16 protein-coding genes are annotated in these 22,219 nt (G+C 61.3%); 8 read left to right on the top strand and 8 right to left on the bottom strand.

The window, feature by feature from the left end; all coding sequences use genetic code 11:
* Window positions 1–39: 39 nt before the first annotated feature.
* Complete coding sequence (locus ABEG21_RS02865) at window positions 40–273, bottom strand: hypothetical protein (protein ID WP_347555780.1); 234 nt, start codon at window positions 271–273, stop codon at window positions 40–42.
* 62 nt (window positions 274–335) lie between these two features.
* Window positions 336–704 (bottom strand): hypothetical protein, encoded by a 369-nt coding sequence (locus tag ABEG21_RS02860; RefSeq protein WP_347555779.1) that lies wholly within the window; start codon window positions 702–704, stop codon window positions 336–338.
* Window positions 705–1,359: 655 nt separating this feature from the next.
* On the opposite strand from ABEG21_RS02860, the gene ABEG21_RS02855 reads away from it, so the two are divergent.
* Both ABEG21_RS02855 and ABEG21_RS02850 read left to right on the top strand, forming a co-directional pair.
* Window positions 1,360–2,619 (top strand): EAL domain-containing protein, encoded by a 1,260-nt coding sequence (locus ABEG21_RS02855; protein WP_347555778.1) that lies wholly within the window; start codon window positions 1,360–1,362, stop codon window positions 2,617–2,619.
* Between the two features lie 131 nt (window positions 2,620–2,750).
* On the top strand, window positions 2,751–3,401 hold the full coding sequence (locus ABEG21_RS02850) for a hypothetical protein (protein WP_347555777.1): 651 nt from the start codon (window positions 2,751–2,753) through the stop codon (window positions 3,399–3,401).
* A gap of 31 nt (window positions 3,402–3,432) precedes the next feature.
* On the opposite strand, the gene ABEG21_RS02845 is transcribed toward ABEG21_RS02850, so the two are convergent.
* Both ABEG21_RS02845 and ABEG21_RS02840 read right to left on the bottom strand, forming a co-directional pair.
* Window positions 3,433–4,539, bottom strand: a complete 1,107-nt coding sequence (locus ABEG21_RS02845) for an oxidoreductase (RefSeq protein WP_347555776.1) — start codon at window positions 4,537–4,539, stop codon at window positions 3,433–3,435.
* A gap of 47 nt (window positions 4,540–4,586) precedes the next feature.
* A complete protein-coding gene (locus ABEG21_RS02840; protein ID WP_347555775.1) occupies window positions 4,587–5,765 on the bottom strand; it encodes a GGDEF domain-containing protein in 1,179 nt (392 codons plus the stop codon).
* A gap of 249 nt (window positions 5,766–6,014) precedes the next feature.
* Between ABEG21_RS02840 and ABEG21_RS02835 the strand changes: the two genes are divergently transcribed.
* Genes ABEG21_RS02835 through ABEG21_RS02825 form a run of 3 tightly spaced genes read left to right on the top strand, consistent with a single transcriptional unit; the run spans window position 6,015 to window position 10,157 of the window.
* Window positions 6,015–6,452 (top strand): TOBE domain-containing protein, encoded by a 438-nt coding sequence (locus ABEG21_RS02835; protein ID WP_347555774.1) that lies wholly within the window; start codon window positions 6,015–6,017, stop codon window positions 6,450–6,452.
* Window positions 6,452–8,653 (top strand): hypothetical protein, encoded by a 2,202-nt coding sequence (locus tag ABEG21_RS02830; RefSeq protein WP_347555773.1) that lies wholly within the window; start codon window positions 6,452–6,454, stop codon window positions 8,651–8,653. The genes ABEG21_RS02835 and ABEG21_RS02830 overlap by 1 nt, the downstream gene beginning before the upstream one ends.
* Entirely contained in the window at window positions 8,640–10,157 is a 1,518-nt protein-coding gene (locus ABEG21_RS02825; protein ID WP_347555772.1) for an NAD(P)/FAD-dependent oxidoreductase, read from the top strand. Before ABEG21_RS02830 ends, ABEG21_RS02825 begins: the two co-directional genes overlap by 14 nt.
* Before the next feature lie 81 nt (window positions 10,158–10,238).
* On the opposite strand, the gene ABEG21_RS02820 is transcribed toward ABEG21_RS02825, so the two are convergent.
* Together ABEG21_RS02820 and ABEG21_RS02815 are read right to left on the bottom strand one after the other, a co-directional pair.
* Entirely contained in the window at window positions 10,239–11,279 is a 1,041-nt protein-coding gene (locus ABEG21_RS02820; RefSeq protein ID WP_347556590.1) for a porin, read from the bottom strand.
* A 174-nt stretch (window positions 11,280–11,453) separates the two neighbouring features.
* Window positions 11,454–13,871: a membrane-bound PQQ-dependent dehydrogenase, glucose/quinate/shikimate family gene (locus ABEG21_RS02815; protein ID WP_347555771.1), complete on the bottom strand. Its 2,418-nt coding sequence runs from the start codon at window positions 13,869–13,871 to the stop codon at window positions 11,454–11,456.
* Between the two features lie 1,246 nt (window positions 13,872–15,117).
* On the opposite strand from ABEG21_RS02815, the gene ABEG21_RS02810 reads away from it, so the two are divergent.
* On the top strand, window positions 15,118–16,530 hold the full coding sequence (locus ABEG21_RS02810; RefSeq protein WP_347555770.1) for an undecaprenyl-phosphate glucose phosphotransferase: 1,413 nt from the start codon (window positions 15,118–15,120) through the stop codon (window positions 16,528–16,530).
* 183 nt (window positions 16,531–16,713) lie between these two features.
* Here the strand turns inward: ABEG21_RS02810 and ABEG21_RS02805 are convergent, their stop codons facing one another.
* The gene (locus tag ABEG21_RS02805; RefSeq protein ID WP_347555769.1) at window positions 16,714–17,451 is read right to left on the bottom strand and encodes a WecB/TagA/CpsF family glycosyltransferase; all 738 of its coding nucleotides are present in this window, start codon (window positions 17,449–17,451) and stop codon (window positions 16,714–16,716) included.
* Between the two features lie 654 nt (window positions 17,452–18,105).
* On the opposite strand from ABEG21_RS02805, the gene ABEG21_RS02800 reads away from it, so the two are divergent.
* On the top strand, window positions 18,106–19,830 hold the full coding sequence (locus ABEG21_RS02800) for a GMC family oxidoreductase (protein ID WP_347555768.1): 1,725 nt from the start codon (window positions 18,106–18,108) through the stop codon (window positions 19,828–19,830).
* A complete protein-coding gene (locus ABEG21_RS02795) occupies window positions 19,830–20,780 on the top strand; it encodes an SDR family oxidoreductase (RefSeq protein WP_347555767.1) in 951 nt (316 codons plus the stop codon). Before ABEG21_RS02800 ends, ABEG21_RS02795 begins: the two co-directional genes overlap by 1 nt.
* 34 nt (window positions 20,781–20,814) lie before the next feature.
* Here the strand turns inward: ABEG21_RS02795 and ABEG21_RS02790 are convergent, their stop codons facing one another.
* The gene (locus tag ABEG21_RS02790) at window positions 20,815–22,209 is read right to left on the bottom strand and encodes an oligosaccharide flippase family protein (RefSeq protein WP_347555766.1); all 1,395 of its coding nucleotides are present in this window, start codon (window positions 22,207–22,209) and stop codon (window positions 20,815–20,817) included.
* Window positions 22,210–22,219 lie beyond the last annotated feature (10 nt).

Genomic DNA, 22,219 nt, shown 5'->3' with positions numbered 1-22,219 from the left:
GGTCACGCCGCGCAACGCGCCATGTCGCCGACCATCGCATCAGTTCGGCTGCCAATGCCCCGGGATCCATGCCCACTCGTTCCGTTGGCGTTCCCAACGATAATGTCCACGGACCCAGTGATAGGCGGGCGCTGGTGCCATAGGCACCACCTCGACGCGTGGCGCCGGCTGAGGCGGGCGCGGCGGTGCCACGATACACGCCGCCAACGACGACGAAAGAACGGCGGCGGCCGCCACGGTGAGAAGCGAGCGATAGTTTGTTTTGATCTGCATGACGCGCGTGCTCCGTTGGTGAAATCAGTCGATACCGCCGACGATCTGCCGGCGTGCGCGCTTTACCAGTGACCTGGGGTCCAACGCCATTGCGGGCCAGCCTCCGTCCAATGACCCGGCGTCCATCGGCCGTCTCCGCGTACCGGCTGCCAGTGACCGCGACGCCAGTGATAGGCACCACGCCGCCACTCCCAGTGTCCTTGGTCCCAGACATAGCCGCGACGTGGCGGTGGTGGCGGCTCCATGCGCGGCGCGGGCGGAGGCCCAGGCGCGATGATCACCGTCTGCGCCGCCGCCGACGTCGACCAGACTGTCGCACCCAAACCGCCGCCAAGCGCGAGCGCCACCGGCAGAACGATATGCGCAACGCGTCGACTAAACGCGATCCCAGCGGCGATACTGCCTTGGTCACTCAACCACATCTGCTTCATGGTGCCATCTCCTTTTTCGTGTTGGCCATTGCTTAACGCAAGGCAGACCCTGCAAGTTGACGCAGCGTCGGTAACGATGTTTTATAAAGTGCAAGCAAATCGCACAGCGCCGTGCCGCGGGATTCGTGAGAGTATGGTCATACACGGTGCCGCGTCGCGGGTCGCGTTTGCAGCAACGCAAAACGTCGCGATTCGCAAAGGGAATAATTTACGGCTTTGTCGTATCCGGCCATTTTTCCCGAGAAAGAAATACCGTCTTTTTAGGAAAATTCGCATGAAATCCGAATCCGTCTCGTTTATTTAAAATTTTTTGGCATTCAGGCCTAAAGATCGCGAAACCAGGCGCCGTATACGGACATATGCATCAACACATGAGCCCAAAAAACGCGTTGGAAAGAGGATTTTTCAGGTGCGCATGTGTGGTTGAAAAATAACGAGACAAGACGCTGCTGGAAAGGCGCGGACGTTTCAACCTTATTGGCTTGGCTTACCTTTCAGGAGATCGGGGGAATCTGATTCACGATAGGCCGACGGATGCCGCGTCATGCTGCCTCAGATCGAACGCGCCCCCTGGCGGCGATTCCGTGTCTGGCAGAGCGCGCGACGCGCCGGCTACCCTCGGTTATCGTGAAAGTACGCCTCTATCCGCTTCACCATGCCCGACGACACCGTAACCGCAACGCATGACGCACTCCACTCGGCGTTGCTGGGCCGTCAGCCCATCATCGATCGCACTGGCGCCATCGCAGGATTCGAATTGCTGTTCCGCGGCGGCGAAGGCAATTACGCGGTCATCACCGACGATCATGCCGCAACGCAACGCGTTATCCTCAATGTCGTCAGTGAATTCGGCGTCAATGAAGTACTGGGCAAACACCGTGGCTATATCAATGTCGGCCGGGAATCCATTTCCGCGGACGCATTGCAGATGCTCGACCCACAGCGCTTCACATTGGAAATACTCGAAACGGTGTGTTTCGATGCCGAAATCGCGCAACGCGCACGGTCCCTGCGGCACGCAGGATTCCATATCGCGCTCGACGACATTACCGACGTATCACAACTGCCCACCGATGGGCTGCACCAGATCGATGTCCTAAAAATCGATATGATGCAGACGCAGCCCTGCGCACTGCCGGCCTTGATCGAAGCCGCGAAGCGCGCGCACTGTCTCGTGCTCGCCGAAAAAGTGGAAACGCGCGAGTCGTACGAGCAGCTGCTGGCAATGGGCGTGGACTTGTTCCAGGGCTATTTTTTCGCGCGACCACAAGTGCTGAAGCAGCAACGCGCCTCCGTTTCCACGCTCGCCCTGTTGCAGTTGCTGAACAAACTGGCCGGCGAGCCGAGTGCCGCCGAACTCGAAGAAGCCGTCAAGCGTAGTCCGCTGCTGTTGAAGCAGTTGATGACGCTGGCGAGTTCGGCGGGTGCCCGCGGACATACGCCGGGCACGGTCCGTCAGGCGATCATGCGCGTAGGGACGCGTCGCTTGGCCCGATGGGCGCAGTTGCTGTTGTACGGGGAAGGCAGTTCCGTTTCGCCGCAGGACAACCCGCTGGTGCAAACCGTCAGCGCGCGCGCGCGATTCATGGAACTGGCCGCGCAGGAACTGGATCCCTTCGATGATGTGTTTTCCGATAACGCCTATCAGGTCGGGCTGTTTTCCCTGATGCACATCGTCACCGGACAAACGAGTACGCAACTGATGGCGCAATTGTCATTGGCACGGCCGGTTCAGGAAGCGATCCTGCACCGCAAGGGCCAGCTCGGCGATCTGCTGCAACTGGCGGAAGCACTGGAGGGATTCCCTGGCATCGATACCGAGGGCAATCCCGTGCGCGCCTTGCTGCCGGATACCACGGTCATGTCGCTTTACCGCAGCGCGATCGCCTATTCGAACGAAAGCCTGCAGGATTGAGATCGGATCCGCTTCGCGGTCCGCTTTGCAGTCCGCTTCGCGGTCGGGTCAGCGCCTGAAACGGCGCGCTGCGGCAAGGTGCGCCGCGGCGTATCATGCTCCGTGACCCTCAGCCTGCCAACGGAGTCCCTATGCCACCGATTCGATCCGCATCTCGCAAAACCAACCTGGCGCTTTCCCGCGCCCTTCCCTTACTGGGCGCCGCCCTCTTGGCGACGGCGATCGGCGTTCATGCGCAGACGCCCGCCAAGACGCAACGTCTGCGCGGCGAAATCACAGCCGTGTCGGCGACCAGCATCACCGTACACCGCAATAGCGGCGAAAGCGTCACTGTCGATGTGCCGCAGGACGTGAAAATCGGCGCGGTGAAGAAAATGTCCCTCGCCGACATCAAGCCCGGCTCCTTTATCGGTACAGCGGCAATGACTGGCGTCGACGGCAAGATGACCGCCACCGAAGTCCATGTCTTCGAGCCATCGGCACGCGGTACCGGTGAAGGACATCGTCCCTACGACCTCGGCCCGCAAAGCACGATGACCAATGCGAACGTGGACTCGGTCGTGAAATCGAAGAACGGCAATACGCTGGAGCTGTCTTATAAAGGCGGCACCAATACGATCACCGTGCCCGCGAACGTCCCGGTCGTCGGCTTCATCGATGCCGCGCGATCGGATCTGCAAGCGGGCCGAAAAGTCGTCGTGACGGCAACGTCCACTGGCAGCGATCACTACAGCGCGCAACGTATTCTGGTCGAGAAGAATGGCGTGCCGCCGCCGATGTGACGCTGCGGCAAAGACGCGGGGAGGCCAGCGGTCAGCGGCACGGATCGGAATACGGCATCTCGACACGCTTGGCGGCGCTTTCCCGTCCTAAGTCCAGCACCGCCATTACCCGCAGCGCATCGTCCAGGGCGACCGCGCTCTCCGGCGGCCGCTTCCCGGCGGTCTCCGCGTTAGCGGCCTGGCGATGCAGCAGCAAGGCGTCCCGAACCGATGCGTAAAACGCCGGATAGTTGCCGGGAGGCGTGGGATAAACGGACTCCCTGCCATCGGCATGCAACCGCACGGTGCCATCGCGCGAATCGATACCCCAATCCGAGGTCTTGGCATCGGGCAACTGGCCCGCTTTCAGCGCGTCCTCCTGCCCGTCGATACCGTATTTGATATAACTGCCGGCGCTGCCTTGTACCAGAAAGCGCGGCGGCGCGAGCCCGGCGCTGGCGTTGGTGCTCAGCAAGACGCGCTTATCCGCATAGCGCAAGGTCGCGCGGAAATAATCGTCGGTCTGACCGCCATCTCGAAATGACGCGCTATCGAGATAGATGCCGAGCGGCGCCCCGAACAGCTGCAATGCCTGGTCCACCATATGCGGGCCCAGATCGTTCCACACGCCCCCCCCGGTATTGGCCTGCTCGCGCCAGCGGTCGCGCACGATCGGTCGGTAGTAATGCATCGTCGATTGAAACTCGACGATGCGGCCGAGCGTGCCCGCGCCCAGCAAGGCGCGCACCGCGAGAAAGTCGGCATCCCAGCGACGATTGTGAAAGACGGTCAACAGTCGCCCCGCTTCACGCGCGGTCTGAGCCAGATGCTGTGCCTCGTCCAGCGTCAGCGTAAAAGGCTTGTCGACCACGACGTGCTTGCCCGCGCGCAGCGCCGCCAGCGCCAGCGGGTAATGCGTCGCATTGGGTGTCGGCAGGACGACGAGATCGATGTCGCCGCTGGCGATCAGTCGATGATGATCATCGACGATACGAACATCGGCGGACGTGCTGGCGGGAAAGTCCGCGCGTACTTTCGCGGCATCGCTGCTGGAGATGGCCGTCAGCGCCAGACCCGGAGTCGTGCGGATCAACGGCAGATGAAATATCTTGCTAGCGGCGCCATAGCTGACAACGCCTACGCGGATTGCTGCGGTCATTTCGTCTCCCTCAAGTGCGTTCGGTCCGACGCCTTCGTGGGGCGTCCCTATACCGATGATAGCGCCGATGCGGAAGACGTTTCGGCAACCACGCGATTGCGGCCGGCGTGCTTGGCCTGATACAAGGCTTTGTCGGCACGCGCGAGGACGTCCGCGAACGCTTCATCGACGCCGGCCAGCGCGATCCCGAAACTCACGGTGACCTGGTCATTGCCGACGATGCTGCCGATCGCGCCCGGCACCCCTTGGCGGAGTCGCTCGATACGCTGCATCGCGTCCGCCCGTGCGAGGCCCGGCATCAGGATCACGAATTCCTCGCCGCCCATGCGGCCGGCCAGATCGACGGTCCGAAGCTGTCGGCGCAAATGCTGCGCGAAGCGACGCAACACTTTGTCGCCTACCGCATGCCCGAAGCGATCGTTGATGTTCTTGAAATGATCGAGATCGGCCACGACGACCGCGACCGATTGCGGTTGCGCCCGCTGTGACTCCCTCGTCAACATCGTTTGCGCCTCGTCGTCGATGGCACGGCGGTTGTACAAGCCGGTCAGCGGATCCGTCCGCGCCTGATTGCGCAGCGTGCGCGTCAGATCCGCGGCGACGATCAGCATCGTCAGCACACCGGTTCCGATCATGCCTGCCGGCGTGCCGATCGACAGAATCACCACGAACATCCGCTCCGATATGTCGCCGCCGGGGCGCGCGAGCCAGGCGGCCAGGCCGACCGTCAGGACATACAGCGCATAGAGGTAGAACGCCCAGCGTGCCACGACGCCGGCGCCACGGGCGCGCCGCAGCGAATGGACAATGGCCAGCAGCATCGAGAAGTCGGCGAGCGACGTGACGATGCGTGACCCCATGCGCCATGCCGGACCGCCGCTGGTCCACAAGACCATCAATGCGGCGGCCGCGATCAGCCACACGATCCAGATGATACGGGTGCCGCGCACGGCGCGTTGACGGAAACCGATCGCCAGGAAGGCAAAGCTGGCAACCGAGACGTGGCACGCCAGCATGGCGAGAAACGCCGCATCCTGCGGCACCATGATGCCCGTCACGCGCATGCCGTGCCCGACCGATGCCAGCAAGAAAGACATGGCCCAGGAGGCGGCATGCCGCTGCATATCGAACTGCCACCACGCCACAAGCAGGCCGAGACCGAACAACACGCTGATGAAGACGATACTCGCTGACGAGACGACGGTGGAAAGCAGTGCGCTGCCCATGAATGAAACCGATGAAAAATAGAGCGAATGTGGGTTGCCGGTCGTCTCAGAGGTGGGGGTCAGCCAAGCGCGCGAGCCGAAGCATTCTATCATTGCACGTGGACGATTCATGTGTGCGACCTGGCGTCCGGACGGCGCGAAAGCCTGGCTTGGTGGGGCGGAAACAACGATTGCACGGGCCGCGTCTGTTATGCTTTTTTTACGACATCGAACCCAAGAGATGCCGGCAGGTCCGGCACATCATTCCCAATGAAAACCAGCGCAAGAAATTGTTTCGCCGGCGTGATCAGCCAAATCGTCACGGGCGCCGTCAATGACGAAGTATCGATTCGCATCGGGCCACAGGACGGCGGCGCGTCGTGGACCGTCGTCGCGGTCATTACGCGCGGCAGCACCGCCGCGCTGGGCCTGGCGGACGGTGTCGCTGCCTACGCACTGATCAAGGCATCCAGTGTCATCGTCATGGTGGACGTCGATCCCGCCAAGATCTCCACGCGCAATGTGTTCACCGGCGTCATCAGCCACCTGACGCCGGGCGCGGTCAATACCGAGGTCGTGATCACCGCGCATGGCGTGGACGTCGCCGCCATCGTGACAAACGACAGCGCGACGCGCCTGGGATTGCGGGTGGGCGGCACCGCCAGCGCCGCCGTGAAGGCGTCCAGCGTCATCGTCGCCGTGGACTGATGTTGCGCCGCCCGCGCACGCAGCAGGTCGCGATCGACGCATCCGCGCAACCACGCACGACGGCCAAGCGCGTTTTCAGTACGCGTCCGACGTGGCGCCCTTGGCGCTTCAAAATCGATGGCGCCGCACTCGACGCGGTAAAAACGCGCCGCTGGCTGGCTTTCGGAGTCGGGCTGCTGTTCATTGCCCTGTTTATGCTGGAGCGTCCTTATCAGGGCATTCGTCACGACGCCATTCTGTACACCGTGCAGGCGCTGCATGACCTGACTCCCGGCAACTACCGGCACGATCTCTTTTTCGCGTTCGGCTCGCAGGATCAATGGACGCTGTACGGCAAGCTGTACGCCCGGCTGATCGCGGCGATCGGTATCCGGGACGCCAATCTGCTCGGCCTCGCCGTCTCGCAAATCCTCTGGTGGAGCGGCGCATGGCGACTGATACATCGCCTGCTGCCCGCGCCATGGCACTGGATCGCCGTCCTGTTCGTGATCGGCATGCCGGCCGATTACGCCGATAAATTGGCGTTTTTCTATGCCGAACCGTATCTGACCGCCCGCGTTCCGGCGGAGGGCATATGCCTGTGGGCGCTCTCCTTCGCCATGGAGCGCCGGCTCGTTCTGGCGTTCGCGCTGTCCCTCGCATCGATGACGCTCCATCCATTGAATGGCGCGGTCGGTTTTGCCGCGGTGCTGCTGGTGGCGGCCACGCGTTTTCCGTGGTGGCGCCTGTTCACCGGATTGCTGCTCGTATTCGCACTGCTCCAATACGGCACGCCGGCCGGTTTCGCCGTCCATCCGCTCGATGCGGCCTGGCGCGGTGCGCTCGAAGCGGAAATCGACTATCTCTTCCCTTCGCTATGGACGTTGTTTGCGTGGAGCAAGGCGTGCTGGGTCATCGCCCTCCCTTTGCTGCTCCATGCCGACGCACGGACAACGACGCTCTCCCGCACGCCGGACCGCCTCTGGGGCCGCCTGGCGTTGATCGGCCTGTCCGGCATGGTCTGTGCGACGCTCGCCGACATCGGCGGCCATGACGCACTCTGGCTGCAACTACAGACATGGCGCGTACTTTGGCTCCTCTCCGTGCTGCAATGGCCGGCCCTGATCGTCCTGCTGCGGCGGGAATGGGAGAAGCGACCCGCGCTGCTATGGTGGCTGGCGCTCTGCTGGCTGACGCTCGAAGTCGGTGGCGGCATCGTCGCGCTGGGCATTGCCGTGCTGTTGAACGCGGCGACGCTGATGCCTCGCGCCGGTCTGGCGCACGTCGCCCGCTTCGGCGGCGACAGCCCCAGCGAGCGTTATAAGGCCGGATTGGTGGCGCTGAGTGTCCCCGCCGTGGCGACGTGGGCCATATGTCAGATCGGGTATGGGCTTGGCTATGTGCGCTCGCACGGCGTCTCCTCGGCGACGGACGCGATCTGGCTCGACGTACTGCTCCACTCCCGCTTCATGGCGGCCCTCGTCGCACTGTTATGCGGCTTATTGCTGCTGGGTGGGCGCAAGGCCGCTACGGCATTCGCCCTGATCCTGGCAGGCCTGCTAAGCTACGGCGCGATCAATTTCGATCAGCGATCAAAGCCGATGACGATCATGGAGTCCCGCCTGGATGATCCGTCACGCGCGCCCTTCGCCGCGCAGGTCGCGCCGGGCCGGATGGTTTATTGGGATGGCCCTTGGGACGAACTGGTGTATCCCTGGCTGTTGATGCGCACCGCCAGCTATTTCTCTCCGGGGCAGACAAGCGGCATCGTCTTTCATCGCGAGACGACGTTCGAGGCTTTACGGCGTGCCGAGCGCATCGGTGATCCGGGCACCGACGCCGCATCAACGGATGTGACGCAAATCGATCGCACCGCTTCCCCGAGCGATGCGGACATCAAGGCAAGCGAGGATCTTTTGCTGGCACGACGTGAAAACCATTTCGCACCGTTGAGCGCCAACGGTGTCCGCCGCGCCTGCGCGCGAACGGCGCATGACGCCACACCGATCGACTTTGTCGTATCGCCCGAACACTATGCGGCACTGATGCCTGAAGCGCGGTGGGATGCCTCCGCGGCGCAGCAGTTCTGGCTTTACGACTGCGGCAAGGTCGACACGCTTTCGTCGTCGTCGAGCACACCGCTGCGGCTGTCGACGCGCCATCGCACGGATCTCGTCACGGAGCCGGGACATCGCCATGGGGGACGCCATGCAATCGGTTGACGTATTGATCATCGGCGCGGGCCCGGCAGGTCTGACGGCCGGCTATCTGCTGACAAAACAATCGACACTGTCGGTCGCCATGATCGAGAAGGATCCGCACTACGTGGGCGGCATCAGCCGCACCGAAGTGTTCGACGGGCATTATTTCGATATCGGCGGTCACCGCTTTTTTTCCAAATCGGCGGAGGTTGTCGCCTTGTGGCGCGAACTGCTGCCCGACGATTTCATCGAACGGCCCCGCAGTTCCCGGATCTTCTATCAGGGCAAATACTTTCGCTATCCCCTGGATGGGATGGAGGCATTGAAGAACCTGGGACTCGTCGAAAGTCTGCGCTGCGTGCTGTCCTATCTCACAGCGCGCCTGTTCCCGCATAAGCACCCCACGACGTTTCATCAATGGGTGGCGAATCAATTCGGCGAGCGGCTGTTCTCGATCTTTTTCAAGACATATACCGAAAAAGTCTGGGGCATGTCGTGCGACGACATTTCCGCCGATTGGGCGGCACAGCGGATCAAGGGCCTGAGCCTGTCGACCGCCATCGTCAGAGCGATACGGCAATCGCTCGGCATGCGCCCGGCTGCGGCAGGTGCGGGCGGCGCGGTGAAAACGCTGATCGAGTCCTTCCACTATCCGCGCCAGGGGCCGGGCATGCTGTGGGAAGCGGCGGCGGCCAAGTATCGGAAGCAAGGCGGGCACTTATCGATAGGGGCGTCGCTCAGCGGGCTGACGTACGACGCGGCAGCAGGACGATGGATCGCCGACAGTACCGCGCTCGACGGCACGGTAATGCGCTTCAGCGCGCGTCATATCGTCTGCACGGCACCGCTGCGCGAAACCATGACGATGATCCAGCCGACGCCTGCCTCGGCGGCTGCCGCGCGGTCGCTGCAGTACCGCGACTTCATCACCGTCGCCTTGATGATCGATCGCCCCGCCAGCTTCGCCGACAACTGGATCTATATCCACGACCCATCAGTCAAAGTAGGTCGCATCCAGAACTTCGCCTCCTGGTCACCGGATATGGTGCCCGATGCCGATCGCGCCGGCTGCCTGGGGCTGGAGTATTTCTGCTTCGATGGCGATGCCTTGTGGGAAAGCAGCGACGCCGCATTGACGGCGCTGGCGATCTCCGAGCTTGAAAAGATCGGCCTCGTCCCGCGCGATCAGGTGAAGGGCTCGCGCGTGGTACGCCAAGCAAAGGCCTATCCCGTGTACGACGATCAATATCGCGCTATCGTCGAATCGATCAAGGACGATATCGCCGCGCACTATCCGAACCTGCATCTGGTGGGGCGCAACGGCATGCACAAGTACAACAATCAGGATCACGCCATGATGACGGCGATGTTGGCCGTGCAGAACATCATCGCGGAGAAGCCGCTCTACGATGTCTGGGCCGTGAACGAGGATGCCGAATATCACGAAGGCGGTGACGCACAGGGAAGCGGCGCCTCCGGGATCCGGGACGTGCCGTCGCGTGTCTCGGGCGCGCAGCGTACGTAAAAACCCGATCGGTCTGCGATCCCGCCTCTCGACCAGACCTGCCCCTTCCGCGGAGACTCGCCGACCGCGCGTGCCGATCGATCAGAAGCGATCGATGATGCCGATCTGCACGCCGCGCACCGGCGCGCCGGCATACGCAGGGGTCAGGCCGGTCACATTGACGCCGCGCAATGTCAGCGTTGCCTTGCCGTGATTGCGAAGCCACCCGGCGCTCGCATAGACCGTCAGCTGTTTCGACAAATCGTACTCGCTGGCCAAGCTGAATTGATCGGCGTTATTGCCGTTGCCCGATTGATCGCGCATATAGGCATAGCCGAGCGATGCACGCCATTGATGCGTGAACGCATAACGGCCCGAGATCGACACGCCCGCATGGTGATAACGCGGCGTTCCCCCGTCACCGTTGAAGAACGACAGGAAACCGGTCGACTTACCCATCACGTAGGAAACGCCGCCCAAATTCGATCTCAGCGCGCCGGTGCCGGTGGTCTGCTGGTGCGCGTACAGCACCTTCAAGGGCCCGAGCTTGTACGCCAGTGTCTCGTAATTGCCGCCCAATCCGTTGCCCGCGCCGGCATCCCGCAATGCGAGCATGACGGTGCCGGTCAAACCGTACAGATTCGGCGAGATATAGGTAAATGCGTTATTCGAATACGGCGTGATCTTCGACAGGTTATTCAAACCCGATGCGATCGTTCCGGCACCGAAGGCATCCAGTTGTCCCTTGAACGGAATATAGATCGGCGAGTACTGACGACCCACGCGAACCTGCCCCCACTTGCCGCTCGCACCAATCCACGCCTGACGGTTGAACATCGACCCTGCAGTAGCGAAAGACCCATCGGCCGAGCTGAAACCATTTTCCAATGTGAAGAGGATCTGCGTCCCGCCCCCGATATCCTCGGAACCCCGGATGCCGAAACGAGAGCCTCGATAAGCGCCCGAATCCATACGTGGCGTCCACGACGACCCTGGATTCGTCACTTCAATACTGGTGTCGATCACGCCGTACAGTGATACCGAGCTTTGTGCATAGACGGGCGCTACGCCAGCGCACAGGGTCGCCGCAAGCGCGATGCACCGCGCGCGGGGCCGACCGCGTGGCGGCTGATCCGCTTGCATCGCGCGGCGATTATTCTGGGAAACTGCAAACATGAAGAAAGACCGGATGAAAAAATAAACCCATGCGGCCCGGGGACCGGAGCGCATGGGAAGGTGGCGGCAAGACGTGATCGGCTTACCGAGGCGATATTACGAGATTCGACCTCGCTCGATCACCGCGCTTTGACGCCCGCTTCATTTGGGTAAAGCATACGCGATAATGTAGTCACCACGCTTCGGCGATTGCCGCGCGCCACCGGCATTGATCAGCACATATTGCTTGCCGGTCTTCGGCGACACATAGGTGATCGGCCCCGACTGGCTTCCCACCGGAAGTCGCGACTTCCACACTTCCTTGCCCGTCGCGCCGTCGAACGCACGCAGATAGAAATCCTGCGTCCCGGCGAAGAACACCAGACCCGACTGCGTTGCGAGCGACGGTCCCAGCGTCGGCATGCCGATCGGGATGCCCAGACCCAACGGAATCCCCAACGGGCCGGTATCCTTCACCGTACCCACCGGCACCTGCCACACGATCTTGCGCGTCTTCAAGTCGATCGCGCTCATCGTGCCGAACGGCGGCGCCTGGCAAGGAATACCCAACGGCGACAGGAAACGCTGGCGCATCGCGCCGTATGGCGTCAAGGCCATCGGTACCGCACCCATCTCGATCCCGTTGGCGTTCTTCGGCATCTTGTCGCGCGGGATCTGGTAATTGGCCAGCCCCAGGCGCATGTCGTTGACGAACATATAGCTGTTCGTCTTGTCGATCGACACGGAACCCCAGTTCATGCCGCCCAGCGAACCCGGCATCTGCAATGCATGGTCCAGACCCGGCGGCGTGTACACGCCTTCGTGACGCATTCCCTTGAACTGGATGCGGCACAGCAACTGATCGAACGGCGTCGCGCCCCACATATCCGATTCTTTCAGCGTCTGGTTGCCGATCGACGGCATGCCGACGGAGAACGGCTGTGTCGGCGAATAACGCTCGCCCGGCAGCTTGCCTTGCGGCACCGGCAGTTCCCTGACCTCCGACAACGGCGCGCCCGTTGCGCGGTTCAGCACAAAAATCTCGCCCTGCTTCGTGACCTGCACCAACGCCGGATCGGTACCGCCCTTGGCGTTCGGCACGTCATACAACAAGGGCTGTGCGGGCAAATCGAAATCCCACAAATCGTGGTGCGTGGTTTGGAAGTGCCAGCGAACTTCGCCGGTCTTCGCGTCTACCGCCACGATCGACGAGCTGTACTTCTCTTCTTCCGGCGTCCGGTGCGCGCCCCAGAAATCCGGCGTCGCGTTTCCGGTCGGCAGATAGACCAGATTCAACTTCGGATCGTAGGACATGGCGGCCCAGACGTTCGGCGAACCGCGCGTATACGTCTGGCCTTCCGGCGGCAGCTTTTTGATATTCGGATTGCCCGAATCCCAGGCCCACACGAGGGCACCGGTGTGCACGTCGAATGCACGGACCACACCCGACGGTTCGTCGACCGACCAATTGTCCGCAACGCGCCCGCCCACCACCACGACATCGCCCGCCACCAAGGGCGTGGACGTTTGCTGATACCAACCGAATTCGATCTTGCCCATGCCTGCCGACAGATCGACGATACCGTCCTTGCCGAAGTCCGCGCAGGGTTGACCATTGTCCGCGTCCAACGCGATCAAGCGCGCATCCACCGTCGGCAGGTAAAGACGACGTCGGCACGCGGCGCTTTGCGCGGGGACGGCAGCGGTGTCCGCCGTCGACGACGTCGCCGTCACGCCACCGGTCTTTGCCGGGACGGCTGCGTCTTCGTAATAGCCCAGGCCGCGGCAACGCTGCCAGCTGGGTGCCTTGCCTTGTGCGTCATAGCGCCACTTTTCCTTGCCGCTATCCACATCCAGGGCGATGACCTTCGAATACGGCGTACAGACGTAGATCGAATCGCCGATTTGCAAAGGCGTGTTCTGATCTTCGGCACCGGCGCCGTTACTCACGGGGATATCGCCGGTATGCGCCGTCCAGGCAACCTGCAGATCCTTGACGTTGCCCTTGGTGATCTGGTCCAGTGCCGCAAAGCGGTCACCGGCGCGCGATCCGCCCCAATACTTCCAATCCTGCTGTTCCTGGCCCTTCGCCACGGCCTGCACCGGCGGCGCAGCCTCGGTTTGTGCAATCGTCGGCGTGGGGACGAAGGCGTAACCGCCGGCGACGACGATGCCAAGCAACAGAATCGCAGCGACCGCCTTCGAGGCGACGCCCGGCTCCTCGACACCCGCCGCGCGTGCGATACGCGGATAGATCAACGCCAGCAGAAAGCTCAAAACGGCAAACGCGAACAGGCGCGAAACCAGCGGCCAGAACGACAGACCCGCATCCCATACGGCCCAGACAACCGTCAATGCCATCACCGCGGCGAACACGGTGACGCCCGACAGGCGCTTACGCGAAATCAACCAGACCGACAGGAGCAGGCCAATCCCGGCCAGCAGGAAATACCAGCTTCCGCCCAGATAAGCGAGATGCGCGCCCTCTATCCCAAAAAACAGACCGAACAGCCCGATCAACGCGCCGACACCCCACCAGGGCCAGCCAAGTCCGCGCTTCGGACGCACGTCTTCCGTCATTTCACTTTCCTCTTTTTAAAACAATCACGGCACCGCGCCGGCGAATGCTACCGCCGATCGGCCCGCCCTCGTTAAATAGCACTACGAATCAGTAAGTTGTTACGGTGCCCCACCCGTTGAGACGGTCACACGGCGCGATGAAAAGCATCCGCATGCAAATCTTGCCTCGGCAGTGACGCCGTCCCGCGATCGGCACTATTTACCCAATTTCGTGCGCCCGCGCGTAGTCGCGCGGATCGTATGGACGGCATGAAGCCGACACAGGCGATGTCGCGTTTCTATAGGGGGCCTTCAGTGTGGGGTAAAGCAGATTGGCCGACGTGGGATCGACTCTACATCGACGTCGTTGGCAAGGCGCGAGCGCTTAGGGCGGCAGGCACCCTTTCAGCGACCTTGCATAGCCTTAATGTACCATATAGTACAAACTGAAAGCTAGCTTTCGTTATGAAAATAAACGTTTGTCAATCGGTGTATTGCCGCATCAGTCCTGACTGTCGATCCCGTCGTTGGCACACCTCGCCTGCAACGCGCGCGTGACTGGCGCAAGCATCGGCATCTTTGCCCCTTCGCCGGCCATCGCACCGCCCCCCAATAAAGAAACGTCGCGACGTGAATGGGCAGCCAGAAGACGGCGTCGACTTCTATCGATACAGTCGTCGAACGCGTGCGTTGTTTCATTACCTCAAAGACAGTTGTTAAAAGACACAGGCGAAAAAGGTGAAACCGTTTTCCCCTCCTTTTTTCGGAAAAAATGACGAATACGAAAGGGTTCCATACCCTTTCGCTTTCGATTGCAATCAAAGAAAAGGTCAATAATTCCCGATTGACGCGCGACGATATTTAATTTGGGAACAAACGCGACCGATCCAAATCGGTAGTGGTAACATACGTTTGTATTAATTTGGGATGGCTGCTTGCGCCCCGGAATCACGTCCGAATCTAGACCACTCGGAACGCCGGAGCGTGCGGGCTTGCCATCAGGCCGTTGGGGAACGGCCTTCTGCCGCACACGCTGCACGTTGCGCTCAATCTTTACAACAGCGCGCGATGTGTAATGCATTCATTTTCGTGGCTTGTCGACCGCGGAGTGTGTTCTGCCGACAACTCGTCCACCACTGCCTTCGTCCTTGTGACTAGCGCGGCGGATTCCCTTATTGCATTCAGCGGAGCCCGGGCCGCGTGCTTGATTACCGGGTTTTATGATTGCCGTAGAGTTTGTTGTCCTAACTTACCAGCGGAACCACTCATGCACCCTCAGTCGATCCACCATCACCGGCTATTTATGGCCTTGGTCGGCTTTGTCAGCGCCGCGATCAATACGGGTGTGTTTGTCGCACTCATGTCATTCGGCGGACAAGCCGGCGATACGCCGTACGCGCGCGCCTTGACTGGCGCCCTGGCAGTTGCCTCATTCGTCATATTCGCGCGCTTCTATCTGGTTGCCAGTGCGCGCAACCTGCGATGGATGCTGGGCCGCGGTGCCATGCATTGGTGCCGATTGGCGATCGTACTGATGGTGCTGCTCTTCGTCACGCATCGCAACGGCGGCGATATGCGCGTGCTGCTGGCGCAATGGGCCGTGCTTGCCCTGCCGTTGCAGCTGCTCGGCCTGGCGATCTTGCGTGCCGCCGCCCACAGCATCAACAATGCGCCGGGCAATCAGCGTCAGGCAGTGTTTTTTGGTTTGGGCAGTGAAGCGCGAACATTGAGTTTGCGCTTGCATCGTTCGCCCATCCTTGGCATCAAGGTGGCGGGCTACTATAACGATGCGCCGGTCGAAGCGGCCGCCAACGAAGTGCTGCCCCCCTACCTCGGTCGCTATGAAGATGCGGTTGGCCGGATTCAAGCCAACGACTTCGAAATCGTTTTTGTCGGCATGGGGCAAGTCCGCGGCGATGACTTTACCAATGACATTCTGAACCGCCTGTACGATTCGACGGCCTCGATTTATCTGGTGCCCGAGTTGCGCGTGATCGAAGACCGCGCCATCAATGGCACCGACCTCGCCGGTATTCCGCTGTTCGCCGTGCACGATGTCCCTATCCTCGGTCTATCGCGGGTGGCGAAGCGCATCGTCGATGTCGCCGGTGCCGCGGTAATGCTCTTGCTGCTGTCGCCGGTTATGCTGGCTTGTGCGATCGCCGTACGTGTCAATTCTCCAGGCCCGATCCTGTTCCGCCAGATCCGCTACGGCGAACGCGGTGAAACGATTTACGTACACAAGTTCCGTTCGATGTACGTCACGATGCCCGTCGACGAAGAAAAGTCGGACATCGGATTACGTCAGGCCTATGTTGGTGATCGTCGCATTACACCGGTCGGGGGCTTCCTGCGCCGTACATCGCTCGATGAGTTACCGCAGTTTTTCGACGTGCTGGCAGGCGGGATGAGTCTGGTGGGACCGCGTCCGCACGCTGCGGAACATAACGAAGTGTATCGACGCATGATTCCGGGATACATGCTGCGTCACAGCGTAAAGCCGGGTATTACGGGATGGGCGCAGATCAATGGGCTGCGCGGTTTGACCGACACGCCGGACAAGATGTTGCGTCGCGTTGAATTCGATCACTACTACATCAAGAATTGGTCGTTGTGGCTGGATATTCAAATTCTGATCAAGACGATTCCGTCGATCATCATGGGCCGCAACGCAATCTAATAACACGCTGAAAGAAGAACCCCGGGGTAGCGCACCCGGTTTCAAAGCCCGACTTCGGTCGAGCTTTTTTATTGCTCGACGCGCCTTCGACATCGCAATGCCGCGCAAACAAAAAACGGCATGAAGACACTGCATCTGTCGTCATGCCGTTTTTGATTCCGAGCGATGCCTTGGCGCGGCTTCTTATACTGTCCGCGTCGGCCGATTCGATCGCGAATCGCGCCAGTAACGCCAGCAAATCGAGAGGAAGCGCGTATCCTCGAGAAGGTATCGGCGCCAGAGTCGACCTGGATCCTGCATCAATCGCCAACTCCATTCCAGACCGCTACGTTGCATCCATCGCGGCGCGCGCTTTTTCAGGCCCGCCGCAAATTCCATTGCAGCGCCGGCGCACAGAACGAGGCCGCCAGGAAAAGTCTCGGCATAATGAAATGCCCATCGCTCCTGCTTCGGCATTCCAAGACAAACGAACACGATGTCCGGCGCGACTTCGCGCACGCGATTCGCGGCCGCTTCGCCTTCAGCGCCTGTGGGATCGAACGACATCGACGGCGTAATGACCTCGAAATCGAGACCGGGATAATGCGCGGCAATCCCTTCGATCAGCGACGCTTCCTGACCCGGTAATCCGCCGATCACGATCACGCGCAAACCTGTTTCCCGCGCACGCTCGCACAATGCCGGCGCTAGATCGGCACCGGTCACGCGCTCAGGCAAAGGCGTACCGAAGGCCCGACTGGCCCACACCACCGGCATACCATCTGCAAAGATGTAATCGGCGGTGCCGTAAAGACGCTTGAAAGAAGGCTGTGAATCGAGTCGCACCAAATGATCGACATTCGGCGTCACCGCGATATGTGCTCGCCCATCCCGCCGCGACGCGGCGTCGGCAAGAATATCGAGCGCTTTTGTAAAAGCCACCGCGGTGATATCCAATCCGAAAAGCGGAACGGTAGGTTCGATCACCGGTTCGGCTTTAGGCCCCGGCGCTGTTGACAAGCAAGGAACGCTGCTCATTTTTACTTGTAGCCCCGACGCCTCGGCAGGACGCTGGTCATGCACTCGAACTCATTAAGCAAGTTGAAGTACTGCCTCGTCGCGCGTCGAACGTGTTGTTATTTTGGTCTCTTGGCAACGCACCAAGACGCTCAAGACTTCAGACATAATTTTACCAGTACGATCGTTTGATCATAGTGTTTTTTTAAACATCGCGTGATGCGTAAACGTTAAAAGTGCGCAGCACCATGTCACAATCGTATCCGCGCGTGGGAGCCACGCAACGCGCATTCAGATCGGCTGGCATCGCGGCGCCACAAGCGGAGACTCCTCATTGCAAGCAGCATTTAATCGGCTTGAATCGTTAGCGCGGCGTCCTATTTCGACGCGTGGCATTCAGTTCATTCAGCAAGATCACAACGCGTTCGCGTATCCCGCATGTGGCGGCGCGGCAACGTCGCTGCCGAATATCGCATCGGCCGCAGGCGCCATTCGCGCGACGTACGCTTCTCCAGTGCCATTCATGGCGCGGGCCCGCCCTGCGTTTTTCTTCGACGGCCTTCCCGCCGCATACCTACGATGATTCTCGACGCGCATCAGATTCCCAGCGGCACGCTGCTTCACGCGGACCTCTGCATCGTTGGCGCCGGCGCAGCCGGCATTGCGCTCGCGCTTGCACTGGAAGACAGTGGACTCGACGTCATTCTGCTCGAGAGCGGAGGGGACACGGCCGAGCCCGCGAACCAACAACTCTACGAAGGCACCGTGGCAGATGCAAAACTGCATCCGCCTGCGGACAGCTATCGCGTTCGAAACTTTGGTGGCGCAACCGCGATCTGGGGCGGCCGATGCATGCCGCTAGATCCGGTGGATTTTGAGACGCGCGACTATATCGCGCATAGCGGCTGGCCCATCGGTCTTGCCGATCTGCAGCCGTACTATCCGGAAGCAAACGCTATTTGCGAAGCGGGTGACTTCGCCTACACCGCGGAAGCGGCTTTCCGCAAACCGCTGCAACCGATGATCGGGGGCTTCGCGAGCGAGGTCTTTCAATCGAATACGCTGGAACGCTTCAGCTGCCCGACGCATTTTGGCGCACGATATCGCACGCGCCTTGCAAAAGGTCGCGTGCGTGTCATCCAACACGCCAACCTCTATCAACTGCCGATGCAGGACGGCGAAGATCGTCGCGTATCGATTGCTGAAATCCGTACTCGCTCAGGGTCGGCTTTCTCGGTGTCTGCGAGCACTTATATTCTCGCGGCGGGCGGACTCGAAATTCCGCGCTTGTTGTTGAGCAGTCCAGGACCGAGCGGGCGCGGCCTCGGCAATACGCATGATGTCGTCGGCCGCTATTACATGAGCCATCTGGCCGGAACCATCGGCACGCTCGATCTCTCCTCGGCCTCGTCGGTATGGCACGATTACGATATCTCGGAAGAAGGGATCTACTGCCGACGGCGTCTGGCATTACGTGAAGAGGCGCAACATGCCTTGCATGCCGGCAACTTCGTTGCACGCCTCCATCACCCGCGCATTCCGGACGCCGGGCACGGCAACGGCATTCTTTCCGCCTTGTATCTGGCGCGGCCCATCGTTCCATACGAATATGCGAAGCGCCTCTACGGTGACGCACCAGAAGGAAAAAACGGCGCGACACTGTCTCATCTCAAAAATGTGATTACCGGCGCACCGGGCACGGCGCGTTTCCTCAAGAACTGGCTATTGCGCAGGACGCTAGCGACGCGCAAATTCCCCTCCGTTATCGTGCGGCCGGACAATCTGCGCTTCAGCCTTGATTTCCACGCCGAACAGGAACCGAATCCGGAAAGCCGCATCACCCTGGGCGATGAACGCGACGCGATCGGCATGCGCCGCATTCACATCGACTGGCGCTACACACGGCAGGACGTCGATACTGTCAGTCGCGCACTTGCCGCGCTCGCAAGCGAAATCGAACGCAGTGGCGTGGGCGCATTTTCATACGATCCCGAGCAAGTGGAAGCCGAAATGACACGCTACGGCGCCTACGGTGGCCATCACATCGGAACCGCCAGAATGGGATCGGATCCGCGCAGCAGCGTCGTCGATGCGAATTGCCGTTTGCATGAAGTGGACAATGTCTATATCGCCAGCGCCGCCGTTTTCCCGACATCGGGTCAGGCGAATCCCACGCTGAGCATCGTTGCCATGGCGCTTCGGCTCGCAAGCCATCTCAAGGAGACGATGGCGACGCGCGACACCCCGACGCAAGCCAGTGTGTCTCCCCTTTCTCCGTCAGTCACGAATTTCGAACCCGCGTAATGAAGAATCGTATTCTCGTTTTAGGCGCCACCGGTTTTGTGGGACGACTCGTGGTCAAAGCGCTCGCCGCCAGTGACTGGGCCGAGCCGGTCGCCGCATCGCGTCGCGCGGGAAATGGCGTCGAACGCGTCGACGGCGCCGATGCGGTGTCGCTCGGTGCGGCGCTTGCCAAGGTGGACGGCCTGATCAATTGCGTTGCCGGCTCGCCGGAGACGATTTCCGCCAACGCTCGTGCGCTGAGGTCGGCACTGGAAGCACAGAACGCCACACGCGCATCGCCGTTACCCGTGGTTTATTTAAGCTCGATGGCGGTGTATGGCACGGCGGAAGGCCGCATCGACGAAGATGCCCCATTGGCGGGCGCCAGTCCTTATGGACTTGCCAAGGTCGAGGCGGAACAGCTTCTCGGGACATTGCCGCGCGTCACGCTGTTGCGCCCTGGCTGCATCTATGGCCGCGGCAGCCCGCAGTGGTCCGTGCGTATCGCGGACTTGCTGAAAGCGAAGCGCATCGGCGACCTCGGTGCGGCAGGCGATGGCCATAGCAATCTCGTGCACGTCGATGATGTCGTGCAGGCCGCGCTGCTGGCATTGCAAACGCCCGCGGCCGGCGGGCGCGCCTACAACCTCGCAATGCCGGACTCGCCACGATGGAATGCCTATTTCATCGCCTATGGTCGCGCGCTGGGCGCAACGCCGGTACCCCGCATCGGGGCACGACGGATGAAGGTCGAAACGAAACTGTTGGCGCCCGCATTGAAGATCGCCGAGATCCTCGGTCGAAAGGCAGGAGTGCATCATCTGCCGCCAGCCCTCGCCCCTTCGCTGGCGCGACTTTGGCAGCAGGACATTCGACTCGACGTGCGACGCGTGGAACAGGAACTCGGACTAAAGTGGACCGCGCTGCCTGGCGCCTTGCAGCAAGAGGCCGCCGCAAAGACGACGGCCTGACACTGCCCGCGCCTGCTGCCGGCATCATTGCCTGCTACTGGCGCTTTCGCATCCGCTTTTGCCACAGCGTGGCGATGGGCGAGACACCCAGCAGACGATGTGCGGCCCACGCGGCCAGCATGCCGTTGGCCCCCACCGCCAGCGACGCCGCCGCGGCGGCGCCCCAACTGCCGCCCCACGGCGCCAGCACCGCCAAGCCGATCAACAGAATCGCGACGGAAACGATATTGATCCGGGATAGCACGCGCGCATGCACGGTCATGCCGAGCAGTTCCGGCATCGCGGTGAAACACGCCGCGGCGAGTTGCCCCAAGGCGAGAATACGCAATGCCGTGGCACCGGCACCATAGCCCTTGCCAAACAAGGCCAGCAGATGTTCCGGGAATAGCAGCATGCAAGCAGTGACGGGAATGGCCATTGTCAGCACCAGCCCGACTGCCTGCGCGGCGCTCTCGCGCAATCCTTCCTTATCCTTGTGCGCGTACAGGCTCGCGAACTTCGGCGCCGCCATCCCCGTCACACCGCTGATCAACAGATTCACCACCAGCGCAGCGCGCCACGCCAGCGCGAACAAACCGGTTTCGCGCGACGATGCCACCATGCCGAGAACGATGGCCGGCATCGACGTGATCAACAACTTCGTCAGTTCGAGGGAAAAAAGAGATAAGCCCGTTCTGAGAAACGGCGCTGGCTTCGCATCGCCCGCTCCGGTCCGCGGCACCTCGGCCAGGAAGCGATAAAGCAAAAAAGCTCCCACCGTCGCCGCTACCGCGAAACTGGCCGCCATCAGAATCAGCGCGCTACTGACCGTCATCGTGTGCGTCAGCAGCATCGGAATTGCTACGACGCAGAAGATCGCCGGCCATAGCCAGGAGTACACCATCTGGCTATAACCGACGCGCTGCAATCCCGACAGCGCACCGGCAAGCGCCGCTCCCAAATTTTGCGGTATCAGCGACAGCGCGCCGAATACCAGTGGCCAGGCCAGCGCAGGCTTTTTCAAGACGGAATCGGCAAACACGAACGCACCTGCGACCAGCACGATCGAGATGATCGCCGACGCCAGCGCGACGGTACCGAGGGCGCGACGAATCGTCGGACGGACGGCGGCGGAACGGCCTGCCGCCACATCGATGGCGATCTGCCGCGTCAGCGCCTGATCGATTCCAAGACGCCCAAACCCGGCCAACACGACCAAGGTACTGAAAACGATGTAGAAGTTCCCCATCTCGACGACGCCAAGGGCCGCCGCGACGAGCAAGTGGAATCCGTAACGACTGGGAAGATCGAGAAGGCGGACTCCCAGACTGATCAACGCACCGCGGACCATCGAGCCATTGCGCGGCGGCGACCCGGCCTCCGACGCGGCGTCGCCGCGCGTCGCATCCGTGCTGCCTGCCGGCCTTGCCGCGGTGTTGCTTTCGATCACGCCGCTTCCC

The sequence above is a fragment of the Robbsia sp. KACC 23696 genome, from assembly GCF_039852015.1.
Classification (GTDB): Bacteria; Pseudomonadota; Gammaproteobacteria; order Burkholderiales; family Burkholderiaceae; genus Robbsia.
The sequence above is the reverse complement of the archived record's forward strand: the minus strand, read 5'-3'. Positions and strand labels throughout refer to the sequence as shown.

Excerpts from the sequence above, each read along its gene's own strand:
- ABEG21_RS02835 (WP_347555774.1), top strand. The coding sequence starts at position 6,015 with ATGAAAACCAGCGCAAGAAATTGTTTCGCCGGCGTGATCAGCCAAATC.
- ABEG21_RS02845 (WP_347555776.1), bottom strand. The coding sequence starts at position 4,539 with ATGACCGCAGCAATCCGCGTAGGCGTTGTCAGCTATGGCGCCGCTAGC.
- ABEG21_RS02865 (WP_347555780.1), bottom strand. The coding sequence starts at position 273 with ATGCAGATCAAAACAAACTATCGCTCGCTTCTCACCGTGGCGGCCGCC.
- ABEG21_RS02850 (WP_347555777.1), top strand. The coding sequence starts at position 2,751 with ATGCCACCGATTCGATCCGCATCTCGCAAAACCAACCTGGCGCTTTCC.
- ABEG21_RS02810 (WP_347555770.1), top strand. The coding sequence starts at position 15,118 with ATGCACCCTCAGTCGATCCACCATCACCGGCTATTTATGGCCTTGGTC.
- ABEG21_RS02820 (WP_347556590.1), bottom strand. The coding sequence starts at position 11,279 with ATGCAAGCGGATCAGCCGCCACGCGGTCGGCCCCGCGCGCGGTGCATC.
- ABEG21_RS02830 (WP_347555773.1), top strand. The coding sequence starts at position 6,452 with ATGTTGCGCCGCCCGCGCACGCAGCAGGTCGCGATCGACGCATCCGCG.
- ABEG21_RS02825 (WP_347555772.1), top strand. The coding sequence starts at position 8,640 with ATGCAATCGGTTGACGTATTGATCATCGGCGCGGGCCCGGCAGGTCTG.
- ABEG21_RS02815 (WP_347555771.1), bottom strand. The coding sequence starts at position 13,871 with ATGACGGAAGACGTGCGTCCGAAGCGCGGACTTGGCTGGCCCTGGTGG.
- ABEG21_RS02800 (WP_347555768.1), top strand. The coding sequence starts at position 18,106 with ATGATTCTCGACGCGCATCAGATTCCCAGCGGCACGCTGCTTCACGCG.
- ABEG21_RS02855 (WP_347555778.1), top strand. The coding sequence starts at position 1,360 with ATGCCCGACGACACCGTAACCGCAACGCATGACGCACTCCACTCGGCG.
- ABEG21_RS02840 (WP_347555775.1), bottom strand. The coding sequence starts at position 5,765 with ATGGGCAGCGCACTGCTTTCCACCGTCGTCTCGTCAGCGAGTATCGTC.
- ABEG21_RS02795 (WP_347555767.1), top strand. The coding sequence starts at position 19,830 with ATGAAGAATCGTATTCTCGTTTTAGGCGCCACCGGTTTTGTGGGACGA.
- ABEG21_RS02860 (WP_347555779.1), bottom strand. The coding sequence starts at position 704 with ATGAAGCAGATGTGGTTGAGTGACCAAGGCAGTATCGCCGCTGGGATC.